Source organism: Bradyrhizobium brasilense, from assembly GCF_029714345.1.
In the GTDB taxonomy this organism is placed as follows: Bacteria; Pseudomonadota; Alphaproteobacteria; order Rhizobiales; family Xanthobacteraceae; genus Bradyrhizobium; species Bradyrhizobium australafricanum.
In genome coordinates this window covers 1,601,253-1,618,296 of the sequence record NZ_CP121669.1, presented here as the reverse complement: position 1 = coordinate 1,618,296, position 17,044 = coordinate 1,601,253, and the positions used below count along the sequence as shown (strand labels likewise).

Genomic DNA, 17,044 nt, shown 5'->3' with positions numbered 1-17,044 from the left:
AACAGGAGATCATCATGCGGCTTCTCATCGTTGGCACCCTGAAGGGCCAGCTCACGACCGCGACCAAGATCGCGATGGACAACGGCGCCTCGGTGACCCACGCCGAGGCCGCCGAACAGGCGATGAACGTGCTGCGCGGCGGCAAGGGAGCCGACCTCCTGCTGGTCGATGTCGGTCTCGACATCCGCGACCTCGTGATGCGGCTCGACGCCGAGCACATCCACGTGCCGATCGTCGCCTGCGGCATCTCCAACGACGCCCGCGCCGCGGTCGCCGCGATCCATGCCGGCGCCAAGGAATACATCCCGCTGCCGCCGGACCCCGAGCTGATCGCAGCGGTGCTGGCCGCGGTCGCCAACGACGCGCGCGATCTGATCTACCGCGACGAGGCGATGGGCCGGGTGATCAAGCTGGCGCAGCAGATCGCAGGCTCGGACGCCTCCGTCATGATCACCGGCGAGTCCGGCACCGGCAAGGAAGTGCTGGCGCGCTACGTCCATTCCCGTTCGGCCCGCGCCAAGCGGCCGTTCATCTCGATCAACTGCGCCGCGATCCCCGAGCACCTGCTGGAATCCGAGCTGTTCGGCCATGAGAAGGGCGCCTTCACCGGCGCGGTCGCGCGCCGCATCGGCAAGTTCGAGGAAGCGACCGGCGGCACGCTGCTGCTCGACGAAATCTCCGAGATGGACGTGCGGCTGCAGTCCAAGCTGCTGCGCGCGATCCAGGAGCGCGTGATCGACCGCGTCGGCGGCACCAAGCCGGTCCCGGTCGACATCCGCATCATCGCGACCTCGAACCGCAACCTGTCGGAGGCGGTGCGCGAAGGCACCTTCCGCGAGGACCTGCTGTTCCGCCTCAACGTCGTCAACCTGAAGATTCCGCCGTTGCGCGACCGCCCGGCCGACATCCTCGAGCTGGCGCAGCATTTCGCCAGGAAATATGCCGAGGCCAACGGCATGCCGGTGCGTCCGATCTCGACTGATGCCCGCCGCGTCCTGACCGCGAACCGCTGGCAGGGCAACGTCCGCGAGCTCGAGAACACCATCCATCGCGCGGTCCTGATGGCGCAGGGCGACGAGATCGGTTCTGAGGCGATCCTGACCCCCGACGGCGACCGCCTCGACCTCGCCAAGACCGCACCCGCGGTCGCGCACGCCACGCTGGCCGCCGAGCAGGTCACCCGCGCGCTGGTGGGCCGCACGGTCGCCGATGTCGAGCGCGACCTGATCCTGGAGACGCTGAAGCACTGCCTCGGCAATCGCACCCATGCCGCCAACATCCTCGGCATCTCGATCCGCACGCTGCGCAACAAGCTGAACGAATATGCCGACGGCGGCATTCCGATCACCCCGGCCGGCAATGGCGCGCCCGACTATCAGCGCATGGCGAACGCCGGCTGAGCACGGGAAGCGACGGATTAAGTCCCGCCGTTTGCCTCGCCTCACGAATAACTGGGCGCGTCGGGCTTGCGGAAGATCCGGATCGGATCGCCCGGCGTGATGTCGCGACCGGTGAACGTCACATAGGCATAGAGCGCAAGATAAGCGACGGCGATCGCACCGACGATGTAGAACAGCCAGGTTCCCACGCGCTTCATCGAACCGTCACGTCTCCGAAATCTCGGGCGCTTTTAATGCGCGCGCCGGGAAAGCGCCACGGCCAACATGCCGCGCCGGCCTCGGCGCCGTTCATCCCTTGAATCCGGGGAACAGTTGCCTTACACAATCTCCTATTGTTTTTACGTCCATTGACAACTGGAGAGTGATATGGCCCTCTACGCGCAGACCAGCGGCACCCTGTCCACGACCTCCGCGACATTAACGCCGATGCAAGGCCTCAGCCTGACGATTCCGGAGGGCGTCGGCACCACCGCGATCATCACCCTTAACGTTCCGAATCCCTACGCCACGGGCAACGATATTCCGGGCGGCGTGTTCGGCGTCACCGTCAATGGCACGGTCTCGCCGGTCGTCGCAAGCTTCACCTATAACGAGACCCCGTCGAGCTTTGGCCGTATCCCGACCACGCTCGTCGTTGGCATTCCGCTGGCCAATGCAACTCAGACCGTCCAGGCTGTATGGGCTGGTGTCCGCGGCAGCAATGTGATCATCGACAGCCCGGCATCGCTCAGCGCAGTTTTCTAAAGTCCGACCCGGATAAGCACGGCGCGCTAGTCTAGCGCGGCCCTCGCACATGAACATGACGCGACGGCAGGCTGACCTCAGCCAGCCGTGCGGCGTCTTCCTGATGGTCGATCGCGACATACTCGCCGTGCCAATATGCCAGCGCGGCGGTTCGCTCGGAGGCAATCACGTCGAGCACGCGACCAATGACGATCACGTGCGAATGCCGTTCGATGGTCTCCTCGACCTCGCAATCAACCGCGGCCAACGCGCCAACCAGCAGCGGGACGCCTGACGCGCGCGTCGTCCACTCGGCTCCGGTGAAACGGTCCGCGCCCTTCAGGCCGCCCTTGCCGGTGAAGCGCTCGGCGATGTCGCGCTGATCCGCGGCCAGGATGTTGACGCCGAACACGCCGCGGCGCGCGATCAGCGGCCACGACGAGGCCGCGCGGTTGATGCTGACGATCAAGGACGGCGGCTCGACCGAGAGCGACGACACCGCGGTCACCGTCATTCCCGAGATATCCTTGCCCCGACCGGCCGTGATCACGCTGACGCCGCCGGTGAGGTGACGCATCGCGCCGCGGAATTCGGCGGCCGCAACCGCTGATACGATCGAAACATTGCGGACGACGGAATTCATGGCGACCTCACAGACTGTCTTCGCTGCCTTCGAGCAGATGCTTCAGGATCTCGCCCTCCAGTGCGGCGAGTTCGGCCGAACCGCGCCGGCGCGGCCGCGGCAGGTCGATCGCGACATCCTCGGCGATGCGGCCGTCCTCGATGACCAGCACGCGGTCGGCGAGCGCGACCGCCTCGGCGACGTCATGCGTCACCAGGATCGCGGTGAAGCCCTGGTCGCGCCAGACCCGCTCCAGCAATTGCTGCATCGAGATCCGCGTCAGCGCGTCGAGCGCGCCGAGCGGTTCGTCGAACGCCAGCACGCGGGGCTGGCTGACCAGCGCCCGCGCCAGGGCCACGCGCTGCTTCTGCCCACCCGACAGCACCGACGGCCACTGCGTGCGCTTGTCACCAAGTCCGACCTCGACCAGCGCGCGCTCGGCGCGCGCTTGCGCATCAGCAGACGCGCGCTCGCGCCCCAGCCCGACCTCGACATTGGACAGCACCCGCGCCCAGGGCAGCAGCCGCGGCTCCTGGAACATGACGCGGACGTCCTGCGCCCGCGGCTGTTCGCCGAACGCGATGCTTCCCGCCGTCGGCGCGTCGAGGCCGGCGATCAGACGCAGCAACGTGCTCTTGCCGCAGCCGCTGCGACCGACGATCGCGACGAACTGGCCGGCCGGGATGTGCAGGTCGATGCCACGTAGCACCTCATTGTCGCCGAACGCCTTGCGCAGGCCGCGGATGGTCAGCGACAGGCCGCGGGCCGCGCCTTCCGGCACGCGCCGCAACTGCCGCGCCTTCACGACGATCTCGGTGCGGTCGACCGGCTCGGCTTCAGCGGTTTCGAAACGAAGCGCTTCTTGCATTCTCATTCTCACTTCTTCTGGAAGGCGGGATGCCACGACAGGGTCAGCCGCTCCAGCCCCCGCGAGGCGCTGTCGGCGAGCTTGCCGAGCAAGGCGTAGATCAGGATCGAGAGCACGACGACGTCGATCAGCATGAACTCGCGCGCCTGCATCGCCATGTAGCCGAGGCCCGACGAGGCCGCGATGGTCTCGGCGACGATCAGGGTCAGCCACATGATGCCGAGCGCAAAGCGCAGGCCGACGAAGATCGAGGGCAGCGCGCCGGGGAAGATCACCCGGCGGAACAGCTCGCCGTCGGTCATGCCGTAGATGCGGCCCATCTCGATCAGCTGCGGGTCGACGGTGCGAATGCCGTGCAGCGTGTTGAGATAGATCGGGAAGAACACGCCGAGCGCCACCAAAAACAGCTTCGCCGACTCGTCGATGCCGAACCACAGGATGACGAGCGGGATCAGCGCCAGGTGCGGAATGTTGCGCACCATCTGCAAGGTGGTGTCGGTGAGTTTTGCCGACAGCTGCGACAGCCCGTTGGCGAGGCCGAACGCAAAGCCGATGCCGCCGCCGATCAAGAAGCCGATCGAGGCGCGCCAGAAGCTGACCCAGATATTGCGGACCAGTTCGCCGGACAGCAGCAGCTTCCATCCCGCCACCGCGACGTCAGTCGGCGCCGGCAACACCCGCGAGGGCACGTAGCCGGTGACGCAGGCAAGCTGCCACACCAGCACGATCGCCAGCGGCACGATCCAGGGGATCAGCCCGTCGACCTTCGGGAGTTTCGGCGCGCTGGAGCTGTTTCCGTTCCGATGGGATCGGAACGGAGCTCCAGATTTTTGTTTTGACGCGTTTTCTTCACGCGAACCGGCATCCACTTCGCTCGAAAACGCTTTGCGGCGTGGTAGTGAATCGATCAAGCTCATGATTGCGATGCCTGCTTCTGCGGACGGTAGTCGTTGCCGATGGTCTCACCGAACGGCCCGGTGTTGACGCGGATCGGCGTCACGTTGCCGCCCTGCGCCAGCGACAACAGCGGGAACACCAATTCGGCGAAGCGATAGGCTTCCTCGAGATGCGGGTAGCCCGACATGATGAAGGTATCGACGCCGATCTCCTGATACTCCTTGATCCGCGCGGCGACGGTCTCGGGATCGCCGACCAGCGCGGTGCCGGCCCCGCCGCGCACCAGGCCGACGCCGGCCCACAGGTTCGGGCTGATCTCGAGCTTGTCGCGGCGGCCGCCATGCAGCTGCGCCATGCGCTGCTGGCCGACCGAATCCATCCGCGCAAAGATCTTCTGCGCGGCGGCCACCGTGTCGTCGGTGACGTACTGGATCAGCTCGTCGGCGGCGCGCCACGCCTCCGCATTGGTCTCGCGCACGATCACATGCAGGCGGATGCCGAACGAGAGCTTGCGGCCGCGCTGGGCCGCCACCGCCTTCACCTTGGCGATCTTCTCGGCGACCTGCGCCGGCGGCTCGCCCCAGGTCAGGTATTTGTCAACGGTATCGACTGCGACGTCGATGCCGGCATCCGAGGAGCCGCCGAAATACAGCGGCGGCCGTGGCGACTGCACCGGATTGAACAGCAGGCGGCCGTCCTCGATCCTTATGTGCTTGCCTTCGACATTGACGGTCTTGCCCGCCAGGAGATCGCTGTAGACGCTGAGGAACTCGCGGGTCACCGCGTAGCGCTCGTCGTGATCTAAGAAAATGCCGTCGCCCTTGTTCTCGATCGGATCGCCGCCGGTGACGACGTTGATCAGCAAACGGCCGTTCGACAGCCGGTCCAGCGTCGCGGTCATGCGTGCGGCGACGCTCGGCGACTGCAGGCCGGGCCTCACCGCCACGAGATAGCGCAGGCGTTCGGTCCAGGGCGCGACGGCCGAGGCCACCACCCAGGAATCCTCGCAGCTCCGCCCGGTCGGCAGCAGCACGCCGTAATAGCCGAGCTGGTCCGCGGCCTGCGCGATCTGGCGCAGATAATTGAAGTTCACCTCGCGGCCGCCGATCGACGTGCCGAGATAGCGGCTGTCGCCGTGGGTCGGCAGGAACCAGAGGATGTTGGCGTTGGTTGGGGTGCTCACGTGCCCGGCCTCCATGCGACGTCGGAAATCTTGATTTGTTTCGGGATCAGGCCGAGCGCGAAGAACGTGTCGGCGACCTGCTGCTGGTCCGCGACCACGGCATCGGTGACCGGTTTGATGCCGTAGGCCTGCCGCTTCAGCGCGACCTCGACCACCGGCACCGACAGGCCGATGCTCGGCGCCAGCTGCTCGGCAACGGCGTGGATATCGCCCTTGGCCCAGTCATCGACCTCGCTCAGCTGCGCCAGCACGAGCTCGACGATCTTCGGATCGGCCTGCAGGAATTTCTTCGAGGCGAAGTAGAACTGATAGTTCGCGACGATGCCGGTGCCGTCGGCGACAGTGCGGGCGCCGGTCGCAGCCTCCGCGGCGGCCTGGAACGGATCCCAGATCACCCAGGCATCGACCGCGCCGCGCTCGAACGCCGCGCGCGCATCGGCCGGCGCCAGGAACACCGGCTCGATCTCGGAATATTTGACGCCGGCCTTCTCCAGCGCCTTCACCAAGAGGTAGTGGACGTTGGAGCCCTTGTTCAGCGCGACCTTCTTGCCCTTCAGGTCAGCGACCGACTTGATCGCGCTGTCCTTCGGCACCAGGATCGCCTCGCCCTTCGGCGCCGGCGGCTCGTAGGCGACATACTGGATCGGCGCGCCGGCGGCCTGCGCGAAGATCGGCGGCGCCTCGCCGGTGTTGCCGAAATCGATCGCGCCGACATTGAGCGCCTCGAGCAGCGGCGGCCCCGACGGAAACTCGGTCCACACCACCTTGGTGCCGGCCGCCTTCAGCTTTTCCTCGAGCGAGCCCTTGCTCTTGAGCAGCACCAGCTTGCCGTATTTCTGGTAACCGATGCGGACCACCTTCTCCTGGCCGTAGGAGGCGCTGACGGTTGCGGCGACGATGCTGAGCGACAGCACCGCGCGGGCGATCCAGCGTCGGAATAAACGCGTCATGGGACTATCCTCTGCATTGAAATGACCAAACGCGCGCCGATCAGGTCTGGGGATTGCGCCAGACGATGTCGCGGATCGCGATCTGCTTCGGGATCAGGCCGAGCTTGAAGAAGCGGTCGGCGACGCCCTGCTGGGTCGCGATGATGTCATCGGTCACGGGTCCGACCGAGAAGCCCGCCCGCTTCGCCGCGATGGTCTGGATATCGAGCGGCACGCCGGTGACGGCGGCGAGCGATTTGGCGACCTCATCGGGATGCGCCTGCGCCCATGACGCGCTCGACGTCGTGACATCGACGATCTGCTGCAGGACCGCGCCGCGATTGCGGGCGAAGTCGCGGTTGGCGATGTAGAACGAGTTGGTCTTGGTGATGTCGCGCGTCTTGACCAGAATGCGGCCGTTCTGCTTGGTCTCGGCGATCGCGAAATACGGATCCCAGATCGCCCAGGCATCGATGCCGCCATTGGCGAAGGCGGGACCGGCGTCCGGCGGCGTCAGATAGACCGGCGTGATGTCGTCATAGGTGAGCCCGGCCTTCTCCAGCGTCTGGATCACGACGTTGTGGGCGCTCGATCCTTTGGTGAAGCCGACGCGCTTGCCCTTGAGATCGGCGATTGACGCGATCGCCGAATTCTGCGGCACCAGGATGCCGGACCCGTTGATGATGGGCTGTGCCGCGGCATAGACGATGGCCGCGCCGGCGGCCTGGGCGAAGATCGGCGGGGAATCGCCGACCGCGCCGTAATCGACGCTGCCGACATTCATCGCTTCCATCATCGGCGGGCCCGAGGAGAACTCGACCCATTTCACGCTGATGCCCTGCGGCTTGAAATGATTTTCCAAGGCCTCGCGCTGCCGCGTGATGACGAGCACGCCGTTCTTCTGGTAGCCGATACGAATTTCCTTCGCGTCCGCCTGCGCCTGCGCGCCCCGTGACAGCGCAGCGGCGGCGGCCGTGACGAGCGACAGCTGGAGGAACTCACGACGCTTCATTCCAAGACTCTCCTGACGATCAAGCGCGCTTTTCAACACGCGATCATGCGATGTCAGGATGATGGGGCGCGCGAATGAAGCTGTCGAGCACCGCACAAAAATAGCGATGCCAGCACTTCGGTGCTGGCATCGCGCGTGCCGTTTCTTTTAAGGCGCGGATCGCGTGTAGCGAATTATTTTCTTCACGCGATCGCGAGGTGGCTGCGCATTAATTGATCAGCCCGCAGCGGCGGCTTTCGATCCGACATTGACCGCGAGCTTGCCATAGCGGTCCGTGAACGCCTGGGTGTCGATCTCCTCGAGCTTAATCGAGCCGTCGAGCACGCCCTTCTTCCAGGCCTCGTGCTCGGGATCGTGCTGGAACTCCGGCATCACTTCCTTCGCGAACAGCTCGAGCGACTCGCAGATGTGCTCATGGGTGTTCTTGCCGGCCTGGTTGAGCAGGATCACCTGATCGATATGCGACGAGCGGAAGCGCCGCAGCTTCTTGCGCAGGGTCTCGGGCGAGCCGATCAGGCCGCCGCGCAGCGCGGCCTCCTGCGCCTCCGGATTGTCGCGCTTCCACTTGTTGTACTCGTCCCACATGTTGACGGTGCCGGGCGCCGGCCGCTGCCGGTTCTGCGCCTGGCCGTAATAGCGCAGCGCGAACTGGAAGAAGGTCGCGCCGTCGGCGCGGCGGCGCGCCTCCTCGTCCGTCTTCGCGCACATGAAGAACGACACCAGCGCCATGTTCGGATTGATCTCGTAGTCCGCGAGCTTCTTCAGCCGCTTGGTGATCGCGTTGTAATAGGCGTGCACCCAGGCATGCGCCGCCTCGGCGCTGACGAACTGAAAGCCAAGCGCGCCAAAGCCGTTCTGCCCGGCGCGTTCGATGGTCGGCAGTTGCGAGCACGCCATCCAGAGCGGCGGATGCGGCTTCTGCACCGGCTTCGGTACGACATTGCGCAGCGGGATATCGAAATACTTGCCGTGATGCTCGGTGCCGACCTTGCTGAACATCGGGAAGATCGCTTGCACGGCTTCCTCGAACACCTCGCGCTTGGTCTCCATGTCGCGGGCGAACGGCGTCAGCTCGGTGATCGAGGCGCTCTCGCCCATGCCGAACTCGCAGCGGCCGTTGCTCAAGAGATCGAGCACCGCGACCCGCTCGGCGACGCGGGCGGGATGATTGGTGGTGAGCTGGAAGATGCCGTGGCCGAGCCGGATGTCTTTGGTGCGCTGGCTCGCGGCGGCAAGGAAGGATTCCGGCGCCGGCGAGTGCGAATATTCCTCGAGGAAGTGGTGCTCCACGACCCAGGCGTAGTCGTAAGCGAGCCGGTCGGCGGTTTCCAACTGTGTCAGCGCGTTCTGGTAGAGCCTGAGCTCGTCGCCGTCGTTCCAGGGGCGCGGCAGTTGCAGCTCGTAAAAGATGCCGAATTTCATGGAGTCACTCCCAAGGTCGCTTGCTCGACCACTTATCGTGGTCCCGACCGCTTGTTGTTTTGGGGCAGTCTAGTGGCGCCCCGGATCAAGTCTAGCCTCGGGGGCGAAACCCCAATTCCGCGCAGCGGGAGACGGCTTGATCGGAACGCATGAATGTTTAGCTTGTGCTGGCCTGAGTCGCGGCACTATCGGTCGCGCGCTCACTCTTCCGAAAGCCCATGACCACCTTCACGCCGCATCAGGACACTGCGCTGAAAGCCGTCGCCGACTGGCTGAAGGCCAAGCCCGGCCAGAATGGCACGCCGCCGGTGTTCCGCCTGTTCGGCTATGCCGGAACCGGCAAGACCACGCTCGCCCGCCACATCGCCGAAGGCGTCGATGGCGAGGTGAAGTTCGCGGCCTTCACCGGCAAGGCGGCGCTCGTGATGCGCAACAAGGGCTGCGACAGCGCCTCCACGATCCACTCGCTGATCTACCGCGCCCGCGAGTCCGGCGTCGAGCAGCCGAGTTTCGAGCTCTGGGACGATGCGCCGGCATCGAAGGCGAAGCTGATCGTGATCGACGAGTGCTCGATGGTCGACGCCGAACTCGGCCGCGATTTGATGTCGTTCGACTGCCCGCTGCTGGTGCTCGGCGATCCCGCGCAATTGCCGCCGATCCAGGGCGGCGGCTTCTTCACCGATGCCGAGCCCGACGCGATGCTGACCGAGGTGCACCGCCAGGCGCAGGACGATCCGATCGTGCGGATGTCGATGGATATCCGCGAGGGTCGCGAGCTCGAGATCGGCCGCCATGGCGAGAGCGAGGTGGTGTCGCGCAAGGAGCTCGATCCCGACCGCGTGATGAGCGCCGACCAGGTGCTGGTCGGCCGCAACAACACCCGCCGCGCCTACAACATGCGGGTGCGGCAGCGGCAGAACATCGAGGATCCGCTGCCGGTCGCCGGCGACAAGCTGGTCTGCCTGCGCAACAACCGCAAGAAGGGCCTGTTCAACGGCGGCCTGTGGCGGGTCAAGGCGCGCGCGCAGTCGAAATCCAAGATCATCACCATGCGCGTGATGCCGGACGAGGACTTCGGCTACAAGGTCACCAAGGTCTCGGTGCGCGGCGAGTGCTTCGACGGCGGCGTCGAGGGCGTGCCGTGGGAGCAGCGCAAGCCCTATGACGAGTTCGACTACGGCTATGTACTGACTGTGCACAAGTCGCAGGGCTCGCAATGGGACGACGTCGTGCTGTTCGACGAGAGCTTTGCGTTCCAGGACTCCCGCGCGCGGTGGCTGTACACGGGGATCACGCGGGCGGCGAAACGGCTCAGCGTGGTGGTGTGATCGTCCCGCAGGCGCCGACGTCATCCTGACAGCAGGTGAGTGTATGACTCGCAGGCGGCGCCAACCTTCAGCGTCGTCCTGGCGAAAGCCAGGACCCATTACCCCGGCTGCTTGTTGTTGCGGGACGCTGGGGCCACGATCCCGCCTGAAGTTACATTTGGTGGTTATGGGTCCTGGCTTTCGCCAGGACGACGGGCGTGGAGAGGCCGCGGGCAAAAATCCATCACCTTCATCCCTGAACCTCGCTGTTTTCCCTCACGAAACCGTGTGGCCGGCGCCGTAACAAAACGCCTCCTCGCCCGTATTTTGAAGCGTCGGAGCCGCTCGGCCTGATTGGCCAATGCCGGCTCCCGCTCTAGACTGACCCCAATTGCGATCCCACGAGGAACCCATGCCCAAAAGCTCCCTCAGCCGCCTCTCGCTGTGCGCCGCCGCGATCGGCGCGCTGGCCGTCACAGCTTTTGCCGTTGCGCCCTCGCTTGCCGCCGAGGACGCCGTGATCATCCCGGCGCCTGCCGCGAGCGCGCCGGAATCCGGCATCAAGACCGCGGTGCTGGCCGGCGGCTGCTTCTGGGGTGTGCAGGGCGTGTTCCAGCACACCGCCGGCATCGTCAGCGCGGTGTCCGGCTACTCCGGCGGCAGCAAGGCGAACGCCGATTACGAGAAAGTCTCGACCGGCACCACCGGCCACGCCGAGTCCGTCGAAATCAAGTACGACCCGCAGAAGATCTCTTACGGCAAGATCCTGCAGATCTTCTTCTCCGTCGTGCACGACCCGACCCAGCTGAACCGGCAGGGCCCGGATTCCGGCACGCAATATCGCTCGGCGATCTTCACCACCAGCGACGAGCAGAAGAAGATGGCGGACGCCTATATCGCCCAGCTCAACGCCGCCAAGGTCTACAAGAAGCCGATCGTCACCAAGGTCGGCGCGCTGGAGGCGTTCTATCCGGCGGAGGGCTACCACCAGGACTATCTGACGCTGCACCCGAACCAACCCTATATTGCGTATAACGACATCCCGAAGGTCGAGAACCTGAAGAAGATCTTCGCGGAGAACTATATCGAGAAGCCGACGCTGGTGGGCAGCACCAAGGTCACCAACTGAGCATCTCGCAAAGGAGGTTGAATGTCCGATACCAAGACCGACGGCAAGGTCCGCAAGAGCGAGGCCGAGTGGCGCAAGGAATTGACGCCGATGCAGTACGCCGTGCTGCGCGAGAAAGCGACCGAGCGGCCCTTCACCGGCGAATATGAGCATGATCCGCGCAAGGGCACTTACGTCTGCGCCGGCTGCGGGCAGGCGCTGTTCGAATCCGACCAGAAGTTCGATTCCGGCTGCGGCTGGCCGAGCTTCTCCAAGCCCTCGGTCGAGAGCCATGTCGACGAGGAGCGCGACATGAGCCACGGCATGATCCGCACCGAGGTGCTGTGCTCGAAATGCGACGGCCATCTCGGCCACGTCTTCAACGACGGCCCCGGCCCGACCGGCCTGCGCTACTGCATCAACTCGGCGGCGCTGAAGCTCGACGAGAAGAAGTAACGGCTGCGATTTTTGTCATGCGCGGGCTTGACCCGCGCATCCATCGAAAGAGAGCGTTTCTCCGTGATGGATTGCCGGGTCAAGCCCGGCAATGACAATGGCGGGACTGGCAAATATCACGATTTCCCATCGAACGATTTCTCCGCCCCACGCGACCAACAGGCCGGTCGCGTGGGGCTTTGTTTTGGCTCCGGCCCCCGGCAACATCCTCGTGATCGGCAAACGGCCTTAACGACTCGCAGGCCGGAATGTGCTTTGCTCGGTATTCGCGGGGCCGTAGGCGTCTCGCCGAGCGGCTGCCGCCTGTTCTGAGGAGGGCGCCATGTCGCTTGGACTGATCCTCATCATCCTTCTGCTGATTATCCTGCTGGGCGGCTATAGCGGCCGAATTCGCGGCTATGGCTATGGCCTCGGCCACTCCGGAATGGGCCTTTTCGGGGTGATTTTGATCGTGGTCGCGATCCTGGCCTGGCTCGACAAGATTTGAGCACCATAAACCATTGAAATAAAAGAATTTATCTGGCCGGCCCCCGTGCTATGCGCGGATTCAGCATGTGCCCTGTCAGGGGCTCTTCTGGGGTCGCATTTTTGTCAAAGAGGCCTATATTAGGGGTCGAAATGACATGTACGGCGCGCCGCCGATAATAGGCCGCCGTCCCCCAAAATCCCTTTCGCAACGCCAACTGAAAAGAACACAAGAGGTCGTCGACCATGCGTCCCCTGCGTCCGTTCAACTATAACACATCCGCCGAACTGTTCCCCGCCGCGATCCGCAAGAAGAAGCGGGCGGGTTTCGCCTACCGCCGTTTCGGCACCGCTGCCGAGGCCGTGCAGTTCGCGATGGAGCAGCTGCCGGCGGACTCGCTGAACGGCGCCTATCTCCAGGTCGAGGAAGCCCGTTTCGACCAGAACGGCATCCGCTCGCTCTACGAGAGCGAGGCCTTCCCGCTGCCGCGTCGCCCGCGCCCGGCCGCCAGCCAGACCGACGCTGACGCCGCATAAGCTTTCTGCTCTTCGCTCAACGAAAAGCCCTCGGATCGATCCGGGGGCTTTTGTTTTGAGAGTTAAAATCTCGGCTGCTTGTCGAGCCAGCGCCGCAGCATCCGCACATTGCGGATATTGGCGCGGAACATGACGTCGAAGGCATCGCCCGCCACCGGCACCATGCCGATCACGCCGTCGACGGCGACGTTGGCGAGCATCCGCGCGGTGATGTGCCAGGGCGCGCCCAGCAAGCGGGCCTCGCGCACCAGCCACAACGAGATCGCGGTGGTGATGATATCGCCAACCACGGGCATCAGGCCGATCAGCCCGTCGATGCCGTAGCGCACATTGGTGCCCGGCACGATGAAGGCGACGTCGAGCAGCCTTGCGATCATCTCCAGCCGCGCCAGCCGCTCCTCGCGCGTGAGATTGCCGAACGGATTAGCGGTGGAGTTGCGGAAGTCGAACTGGAAGCCTTCTTGAAAGCCTTGGAACCGCGGATGCAGCGGGCCATCGGCGAGTTCGCGCCCGTCCTGGTCGATGACCTTGCTGCGCGCCTGCGCGCCGCCAAAAGGCGGCCGCGATCGCGCGGCGTGGGGCGTGAAGATGTCGTCCTCGGTCATGGCCATCACATGGTAACGCAGGTAGGCGGTTCAAGTTGCGTCACATTACCACTGTGTCACCTTCAAGGCCTGTTACCTTGAGGCTCCGCCCTGCTCGCTTCAGTAGACGCCCTTGTTCATGGTTCTGAGCCGCTGCGCCAGCGTCCTCATGACCTTCAGGGCAAAATGCGGCGTCTGGCTCACGAGGAAGAGAAACTGCTTTTCCGAAACCGGGACGAGCTCGACATCCGTGAGCGCCGTGGCGGTCGCGCTCCTTGGCTCATTGTCGATCAACGCCATCTCGCCAAAGATCGTGTCAGGCGCGAGGTCCGCCATGGTCTTGTTGCCGACCTGAATGCGCACATAGCCGCTCTTGATCACGAAGAGCTCGTTGGCCTGCTCGCCCTCGCGAAAGATAATGCCGCCGGCTCGGACCAGGCGCGTTTCGATACTGTTGCCCGTCAGAAGGCTGAAGCTTGCATCTGCCACTCGAAATTCCTTTCCCCGAATCCGGACGCAGATCCCGTACGTCCCGGTCGTCTGCAGCGACGGCTGAAATAAATGCGCGAACACAGAATAGAGCAGGCCCGGGATCGGCATCGCCGCTGCCCCGGACGGCCGCGGGTCGCAAGGACGGGCGCGGATGTGACATTGGGACTACGTTTGCATGACGGTGATATGACAGCTGTGTGAAGGCGGCCAGACCTCCAGCGCCTCATGCGCTGATAAGACTACCGCAATGGGTGATCTATTCCGCGCCGTGCGTTAGTGGGGCCACTTTGAAAACGGCTCGGCTATCCCTTTGATTTTCCACGACCCCGCACTTTGAGAACGACTCGGTTTTGACTTTGAGAACGACTCGATCCCCGTTTTTCGCTTTGAAAACGACTCGATCCTGCAAGCCATTAAAAATACTGCGGGAATCGACGCTGATTTTGCGCGCACAACAGGCCGAGTTCGACCTCTGCACCATCGGCTTTTTTGATCTATGTCAAGCCGCAACGGCTAGATGCGATCTGCAATGTCTTCCCCCGCGCGGATGAGGGAGGATTTTGAAATGACTGTTTTTCGCAAGACCTTTATTGCGCTGATCTCCGCCACTGCCATCTCCGCGCCGGCCTTCGCCCAACAGACGCAGCAAGGCACACCCCCAATTGGCTCACCGGCTGCGACGACCACCATTCCTGGCGACCAGCTGCCTCCGCCGCCGCCGAAATTCGGCGGCACCATCACGGAGGATGCCAAGAGCTCGAAGCCCTGGTGGCCGCCGACGGTCGTGCCGCCGAAGGGGGCGCCGAACGTGCTGCTGATCATGACCGACGACTCCGGTTACGGCGTGCCAAGCACCTTCGGCGGCGTGATCCCGACGCCGACGCTCGATCGCATCGCCAGCGCCGGCGCCGGCGCCGGCGCAGAAGGCATGATCGCTACGATGGGTGGACGGTTCGGCGGCTACGGCCTTTACCTGCTCAAGGGCAAGCCGGTGTTCGTCTACAATCTGGTGAATCTGAAGCGCTATCGCTGGGAGGGCGGCGTTGAAGCGGAGGACTGGCTTGGGCGGTCGCTGGATCCGGGCAAGCACACCATCGTGTTCGATTTCAAGTACGACGGGCCAGGTCCCGGTAAGGGCGGTACCGGCGTGATGTCGGTCGACGGCAGGGTATTGGCGCGCCAGACGATGGAGCACACGATTCCATTCCTCATGTCGATCGCTGAACCCTTCGACATTGGGCTCGATTCCCGCTCACCCGTGGATGACAGCTATACGCTGCCCTTCCGGTTCACCGGCGCCATCGACAAGCTGACCATCAAGACAGGACCGCAGCAGTTGGCGGCGGAGGACCGCGAGCGAATGAAGCGGGCGCTTGCCACCGCGCACGATTGATCATTGGTTCGCCGGAGTGCGGGAGTCGTCTCCCGCACCAGGGATGCATTGGCGTCTACCGAAGCTCCATGAGGCAGCGGCTTTGTCACCACGCGGGCAGTCGCCTACTGCTTCCTGCCCAGCATTACCGCTTTGAAGTTTATTGCCGATCTGAAGTAGGAGACCAGAAAGATCAAGGCCTTGCTCGTCGAGAATGGGAGACACGAGCTGCGCTGCCTTTCGCGATCGTGGCCTCTGGTGGCGGAGCGGCGGTAATCGGCCCGAGGATTTGGAGTGACGAGCATGATGTCGATAAAATTGCCGCTGTGGCTTCGCTTTGTCCTGCTTGTCGGCGTCGTCGTCTTTGCGGCAGGCGCAGGTCTCCTTGGCTATCGGTACTACAGTCGCCCGGTAACGCTGACCGTGGCGGTCGGCTCGATCGACGGCGAGGCAGCCAAGGCAATGTCAGCGATAGCAGGCGAGCTCGTTTCAACGAACGCGCCGGTCCGGCTCAAGGTCATCGACAGCGGCACCGCGCTTGAGGCCGCGGCCGCTTTCTCCGCGGGTAAGGTCGATCTCGCTGTGGTTCGCGGCGATGTCGGCGACTTGTCGCAGGCGCAAGCCGTCGTCGTCGTCAGCCATATGGTCGTGCTGATCATCGCGCCGCCGGGATCGCCCATCGACAGCATTGACAGCCTGAAGGGACGCGCGGTCGGCGTGGTCGGCGGCGTAGCGAACGCCAAAATTGTCGATGTGTTGACCAAGGAATACGATCTGGCGAGGGCGAAAGTTGCATTCAAGAACCTTGCTTTGACGGATGTCCGGCAAGCCATTCAGTCAAAACAGGTCAGCGCCCTGCTTGTCGTGATCCCGCTCGCCGAAAAGTACCTCTCGCTCGTTCGCGGATTTTTTCAGCTCGACCATAAAAAGGTCCCGATACTGATCCCAATCGAGTCCGCGGGAGCAATTGCAGAGAATGAACGCGCCTTTGAAAGCTTCGACGTCCCGAAAGGCACGCTGCGGGGATCGCCGCCGGTCCCGGAAGATGACCTGACGACCCTGAGGACCTCGCTGTACCTGGTTGCGCAAAAGAAGCTCGGCACTGATCTGGTAACCAGCCTCACGGAGGCGATCATGAGCGCGCGCAGGAACCTTCTCCGCGAGCAGCCGATTTTTGCGCAGATCACCGCGCCCAGCACCGACCAGGATGCCTACCTTCCGCTGCACCCTGGCGCGGCAGCCGTCTACAACAGCACCACGCAGAGCTTCATGGATGAATACGGCAACTGGTTCTATTTAACGCCGATGGTACTGGGAGGTGCCGCCACCGTTCTTGCCGCAGCCTGGAAATTCCTCGGGATCGGCGGGCCCGCCACGCCGCAGGGTCCTTTGGATACTCTCTATGCCTTGGCCCGACGGGTCCGGAACGTCGACACAGAGGCAGAGCTGTCGGCGATCGAAGAGGAGATCGACAACATTCTCAAAGCAGAACGTGCCAAAGCCGCCAGTGGCGACGAGAGCGCGGTGGATGCCGTTACGTTGAACGTGGCGGCACACCGGCTGGAGAACCTGATTCACGATCGGCGAGCGCTGCTTGCGAACAAACCGTCAGTTGCTTCCGCGGCCTAAGCGACATAGCCCCAAGTCGTCAAAGGACGCGAAGCTAC

18 protein-coding genes and 2 pseudogenes are annotated in these 17,044 nt (G+C 64.1%); 10 read left to right on the top strand and 10 right to left on the bottom strand.

Features of this window, described 5'->3' with window-relative positions; translation table 11 throughout:
• Positions 1-14 precede the first annotated feature (14 nt).
• A complete protein-coding gene (flbD, locus tag QA635_RS07375; RefSeq protein WP_283068146.1) occupies positions 15-1,400 on the top strand; it encodes a sigma-54-dependent transcriptional regulator FlbD in 1,386 nt (461 codons plus the stop codon).
• A 41-nt stretch (positions 1,401-1,441) separates the two neighbouring features.
• Here flbD and QA635_RS07370 read toward each other — a convergent pair whose 3' ends face one another.
• Entirely contained in the window at positions 1,442-1,597 is a 156-nt protein-coding gene (locus QA635_RS07370; protein WP_028333460.1) for a hypothetical protein, read from the bottom strand.
• A gap of 244 nt (positions 1,598-1,841) precedes the next feature.
• Between QA635_RS07370 and QA635_RS07365 the strand changes: the two genes are divergently transcribed.
• The gene (locus QA635_RS07365) at positions 1,842-2,144 is read left to right on the top strand and encodes a hypothetical protein (RefSeq protein ID WP_425249175.1); all 303 of its coding nucleotides are present in this window, start codon (positions 1,842-1,844) and stop codon (positions 2,142-2,144) included.
• Between the two features lie 31 nt (positions 2,145-2,175).
• On the opposite strand, the gene QA635_RS07360 is transcribed toward QA635_RS07365, so the two are convergent.
• From QA635_RS07360 to QA635_RS07330, 7 genes are all read right to left on the bottom strand, one after another.
• Entirely contained in the window at positions 2,176-2,766 is a 591-nt protein-coding gene (locus tag QA635_RS07360; RefSeq protein WP_283068144.1) for a flavin reductase family protein, read from the bottom strand.
• 7 nt (positions 2,767-2,773) lie between these two features.
• Positions 2,774-3,613 carry an ATP-binding cassette domain-containing protein gene (locus tag QA635_RS07355; protein WP_092089209.1) on the bottom strand — a complete coding sequence of 280 codons (840 nt, stop codon included), beginning with the start codon at positions 3,611-3,613 and terminating at the stop codon, positions 2,774-2,776.
• Between the two features lie 8 nt (positions 3,614-3,621).
• Positions 3,622-4,368, bottom strand: coding sequence for an ABC transporter permease subunit (locus QA635_RS07350; RefSeq protein ID WP_283071497.1), 747 nt, complete (start codon positions 4,366-4,368; stop codon positions 3,622-3,624).
• A gap of 158 nt (positions 4,369-4,526) precedes the next feature.
• Positions 4,527-5,708: an FMNH2-dependent alkanesulfonate monooxygenase gene (gene ssuD, locus QA635_RS07345; protein ID WP_283068143.1), complete on the bottom strand. Its 1,182-nt coding sequence runs from the start codon at positions 5,706-5,708 to the stop codon at positions 4,527-4,529.
• Positions 5,690-6,643 carry a sulfonate ABC transporter substrate-binding protein gene (locus QA635_RS07340; protein ID WP_283068142.1) on the bottom strand — a complete coding sequence of 318 codons (954 nt, stop codon included), beginning with the start codon at positions 6,641-6,643 and terminating at the stop codon, positions 5,690-5,692. The genes ssuD and QA635_RS07340 overlap by 19 nt, the downstream gene beginning before the upstream one ends.
• A 40-nt stretch (positions 6,644-6,683) precedes the next feature.
• Positions 6,684-7,634 (bottom strand): sulfonate ABC transporter substrate-binding protein, encoded by a 951-nt coding sequence (locus QA635_RS07335; RefSeq protein WP_283068141.1) that lies wholly within the window; start codon positions 7,632-7,634, stop codon positions 6,684-6,686.
• Between the two features lie 216 nt (positions 7,635-7,850).
• Positions 7,851-9,056: an LLM class flavin-dependent oxidoreductase gene (locus tag QA635_RS07330; protein WP_283068140.1), complete on the bottom strand. Its 1,206-nt coding sequence runs from the start codon at positions 9,054-9,056 to the stop codon at positions 7,851-7,853.
• Between the two features lie 218 nt (positions 9,057-9,274).
• Here QA635_RS07330 and QA635_RS07325 point away from each other — a divergent pair, with 218 nt between their 5' ends.
• The 5 genes from QA635_RS07325 (at position 9,275) to QA635_RS07305 (ending at position 12,929) form a co-directional block, all read left to right on the top strand.
• Positions 9,275-10,384 (top strand): ATP-dependent DNA helicase, encoded by a 1,110-nt coding sequence (locus tag QA635_RS07325; protein ID WP_028343487.1) that lies wholly within the window; start codon positions 9,275-9,277, stop codon positions 10,382-10,384.
• Between the two features lie 391 nt (positions 10,385-10,775).
• On the top strand, positions 10,776-11,492 hold the full coding sequence (msrA, locus tag QA635_RS07320; protein WP_283068139.1) for a peptide-methionine (S)-S-oxide reductase MsrA: 717 nt from the start codon (positions 10,776-10,778) through the stop codon (positions 11,490-11,492).
• A 21-nt stretch (positions 11,493-11,513) separates the two neighbouring features.
• Positions 11,514-11,927: a peptide-methionine (R)-S-oxide reductase MsrB gene (gene msrB / locus QA635_RS07315; RefSeq protein ID WP_283068138.1), complete on the top strand. Its 414-nt coding sequence runs from the start codon at positions 11,514-11,516 to the stop codon at positions 11,925-11,927.
• A gap of 322 nt (positions 11,928-12,249) precedes the next feature.
• Positions 12,250-12,414: a DUF3309 family protein gene (locus tag QA635_RS07310; protein WP_016844323.1), complete on the top strand. Its 165-nt coding sequence runs from the start codon at positions 12,250-12,252 to the stop codon at positions 12,412-12,414.
• A 224-nt stretch (positions 12,415-12,638) separates the two neighbouring features.
• The gene (locus tag QA635_RS07305; RefSeq protein ID WP_016844322.1) at positions 12,639-12,929 is read left to right on the top strand and encodes a hypothetical protein; all 291 of its coding nucleotides are present in this window, start codon (positions 12,639-12,641) and stop codon (positions 12,927-12,929) included.
• A gap of 62 nt (positions 12,930-12,991) precedes the next feature.
• On the opposite strand, the gene QA635_RS07300 is transcribed toward QA635_RS07305, so the two are convergent.
• On the bottom strand, positions 12,992-13,540 hold the full coding sequence (locus QA635_RS07300) for a DUF4112 domain-containing protein (RefSeq protein ID WP_283068137.1): 549 nt from the start codon (positions 13,538-13,540) through the stop codon (positions 12,992-12,994).
• Positions 13,541-13,633: 93 nt separating this feature from the next.
• Complete coding sequence (locus QA635_RS07295; RefSeq protein WP_253606909.1) at positions 13,634-14,113, bottom strand: Crp/Fnr family transcriptional regulator; 480 nt, start codon at positions 14,111-14,113, stop codon at positions 13,634-13,636.
• A gap of 457 nt (positions 14,114-14,570) precedes the next feature.
• Here QA635_RS07295 and QA635_RS41700 point away from each other — a divergent pair.
• The 3 genes and pseudogenes from QA635_RS41700 to QA635_RS07285 form a co-directional block, all read left to right on the top strand.
• A pseudogene (locus tag QA635_RS41700) lies at positions 14,571-14,912 on the top strand (arylsulfatase); the annotation flags it as partial.
• Positions 14,913-14,921: 9 nt separating this feature from the next.
• Positions 14,922-15,398 (top strand): annotated as a pseudogene (locus tag QA635_RS07290) (arylsulfatase); the annotation flags it as partial.
• 282 nt (positions 15,399-15,680) lie between these two features.
• Positions 15,681-17,006, top strand: a complete 1,326-nt coding sequence (locus QA635_RS07285; RefSeq protein WP_283068136.1) for a TAXI family TRAP transporter solute-binding subunit — start codon at positions 15,681-15,683, stop codon at positions 17,004-17,006.
• Positions 17,007-17,044: the final 38 nt, after the last annotated feature.

Excerpts from the sequence above, each read along its gene's own strand:
- flbD (WP_283068146.1), top strand. The coding sequence starts at position 15 with ATGCGGCTTCTCATCGTTGGCACCCTGAAGGGCCAGCTCACGACCGCG.
- QA635_RS07370 (WP_028333460.1), bottom strand. The coding sequence starts at position 1,597 with ATGAAGCGCGTGGGAACCTGGCTGTTCTACATCGTCGGTGCGATCGCC.
- QA635_RS07360 (WP_283068144.1), bottom strand. The coding sequence starts at position 2,766 with ATGAATTCCGTCGTCCGCAATGTTTCGATCGTATCAGCGGTTGCGGCC.
- QA635_RS07355 (WP_092089209.1), bottom strand. The coding sequence starts at position 3,613 with ATGCAAGAAGCGCTTCGTTTCGAAACCGCTGAAGCCGAGCCGGTCGAC.
- ssuD (WP_283068143.1), bottom strand. The coding sequence starts at position 5,708 with ATGGAGGCCGGGCACGTGAGCACCCCAACCAACGCCAACATCCTCTGG.
- QA635_RS07340 (WP_283068142.1), bottom strand. The coding sequence starts at position 6,643 with ATGACGCGTTTATTCCGACGCTGGATCGCCCGCGCGGTGCTGTCGCTC.
- QA635_RS07335 (WP_283068141.1), bottom strand. The coding sequence starts at position 7,634 with ATGAAGCGTCGTGAGTTCCTCCAGCTGTCGCTCGTCACGGCCGCCGCC.
- QA635_RS07330 (WP_283068140.1), bottom strand. The coding sequence starts at position 9,056 with ATGAAATTCGGCATCTTTTACGAGCTGCAACTGCCGCGCCCCTGGAAC.
- QA635_RS07325 (WP_028343487.1), top strand. The coding sequence starts at position 9,275 with ATGACCACCTTCACGCCGCATCAGGACACTGCGCTGAAAGCCGTCGCC.
- msrA (WP_283068139.1), top strand. The coding sequence starts at position 10,776 with ATGCCCAAAAGCTCCCTCAGCCGCCTCTCGCTGTGCGCCGCCGCGATC.
- msrB (WP_283068138.1), top strand. The coding sequence starts at position 11,514 with ATGTCCGATACCAAGACCGACGGCAAGGTCCGCAAGAGCGAGGCCGAG.
- QA635_RS07310 (WP_016844323.1), top strand. The coding sequence starts at position 12,250 with ATGTCGCTTGGACTGATCCTCATCATCCTTCTGCTGATTATCCTGCTG.
- QA635_RS07305 (WP_016844322.1), top strand. The coding sequence starts at position 12,639 with ATGCGTCCCCTGCGTCCGTTCAACTATAACACATCCGCCGAACTGTTC.
- QA635_RS07300 (WP_283068137.1), bottom strand. The coding sequence starts at position 13,540 with ATGGCCATGACCGAGGACGACATCTTCACGCCCCACGCCGCGCGATCG.
- QA635_RS07295 (WP_253606909.1), bottom strand. The coding sequence starts at position 14,113 with ATGCCGATCCCGGGCCTGCTCTATTCTGTGTTCGCGCATTTATTTCAG.
- QA635_RS07285 (WP_283068136.1), top strand. The coding sequence starts at position 15,681 with ATGATGTCGATAAAATTGCCGCTGTGGCTTCGCTTTGTCCTGCTTGTC.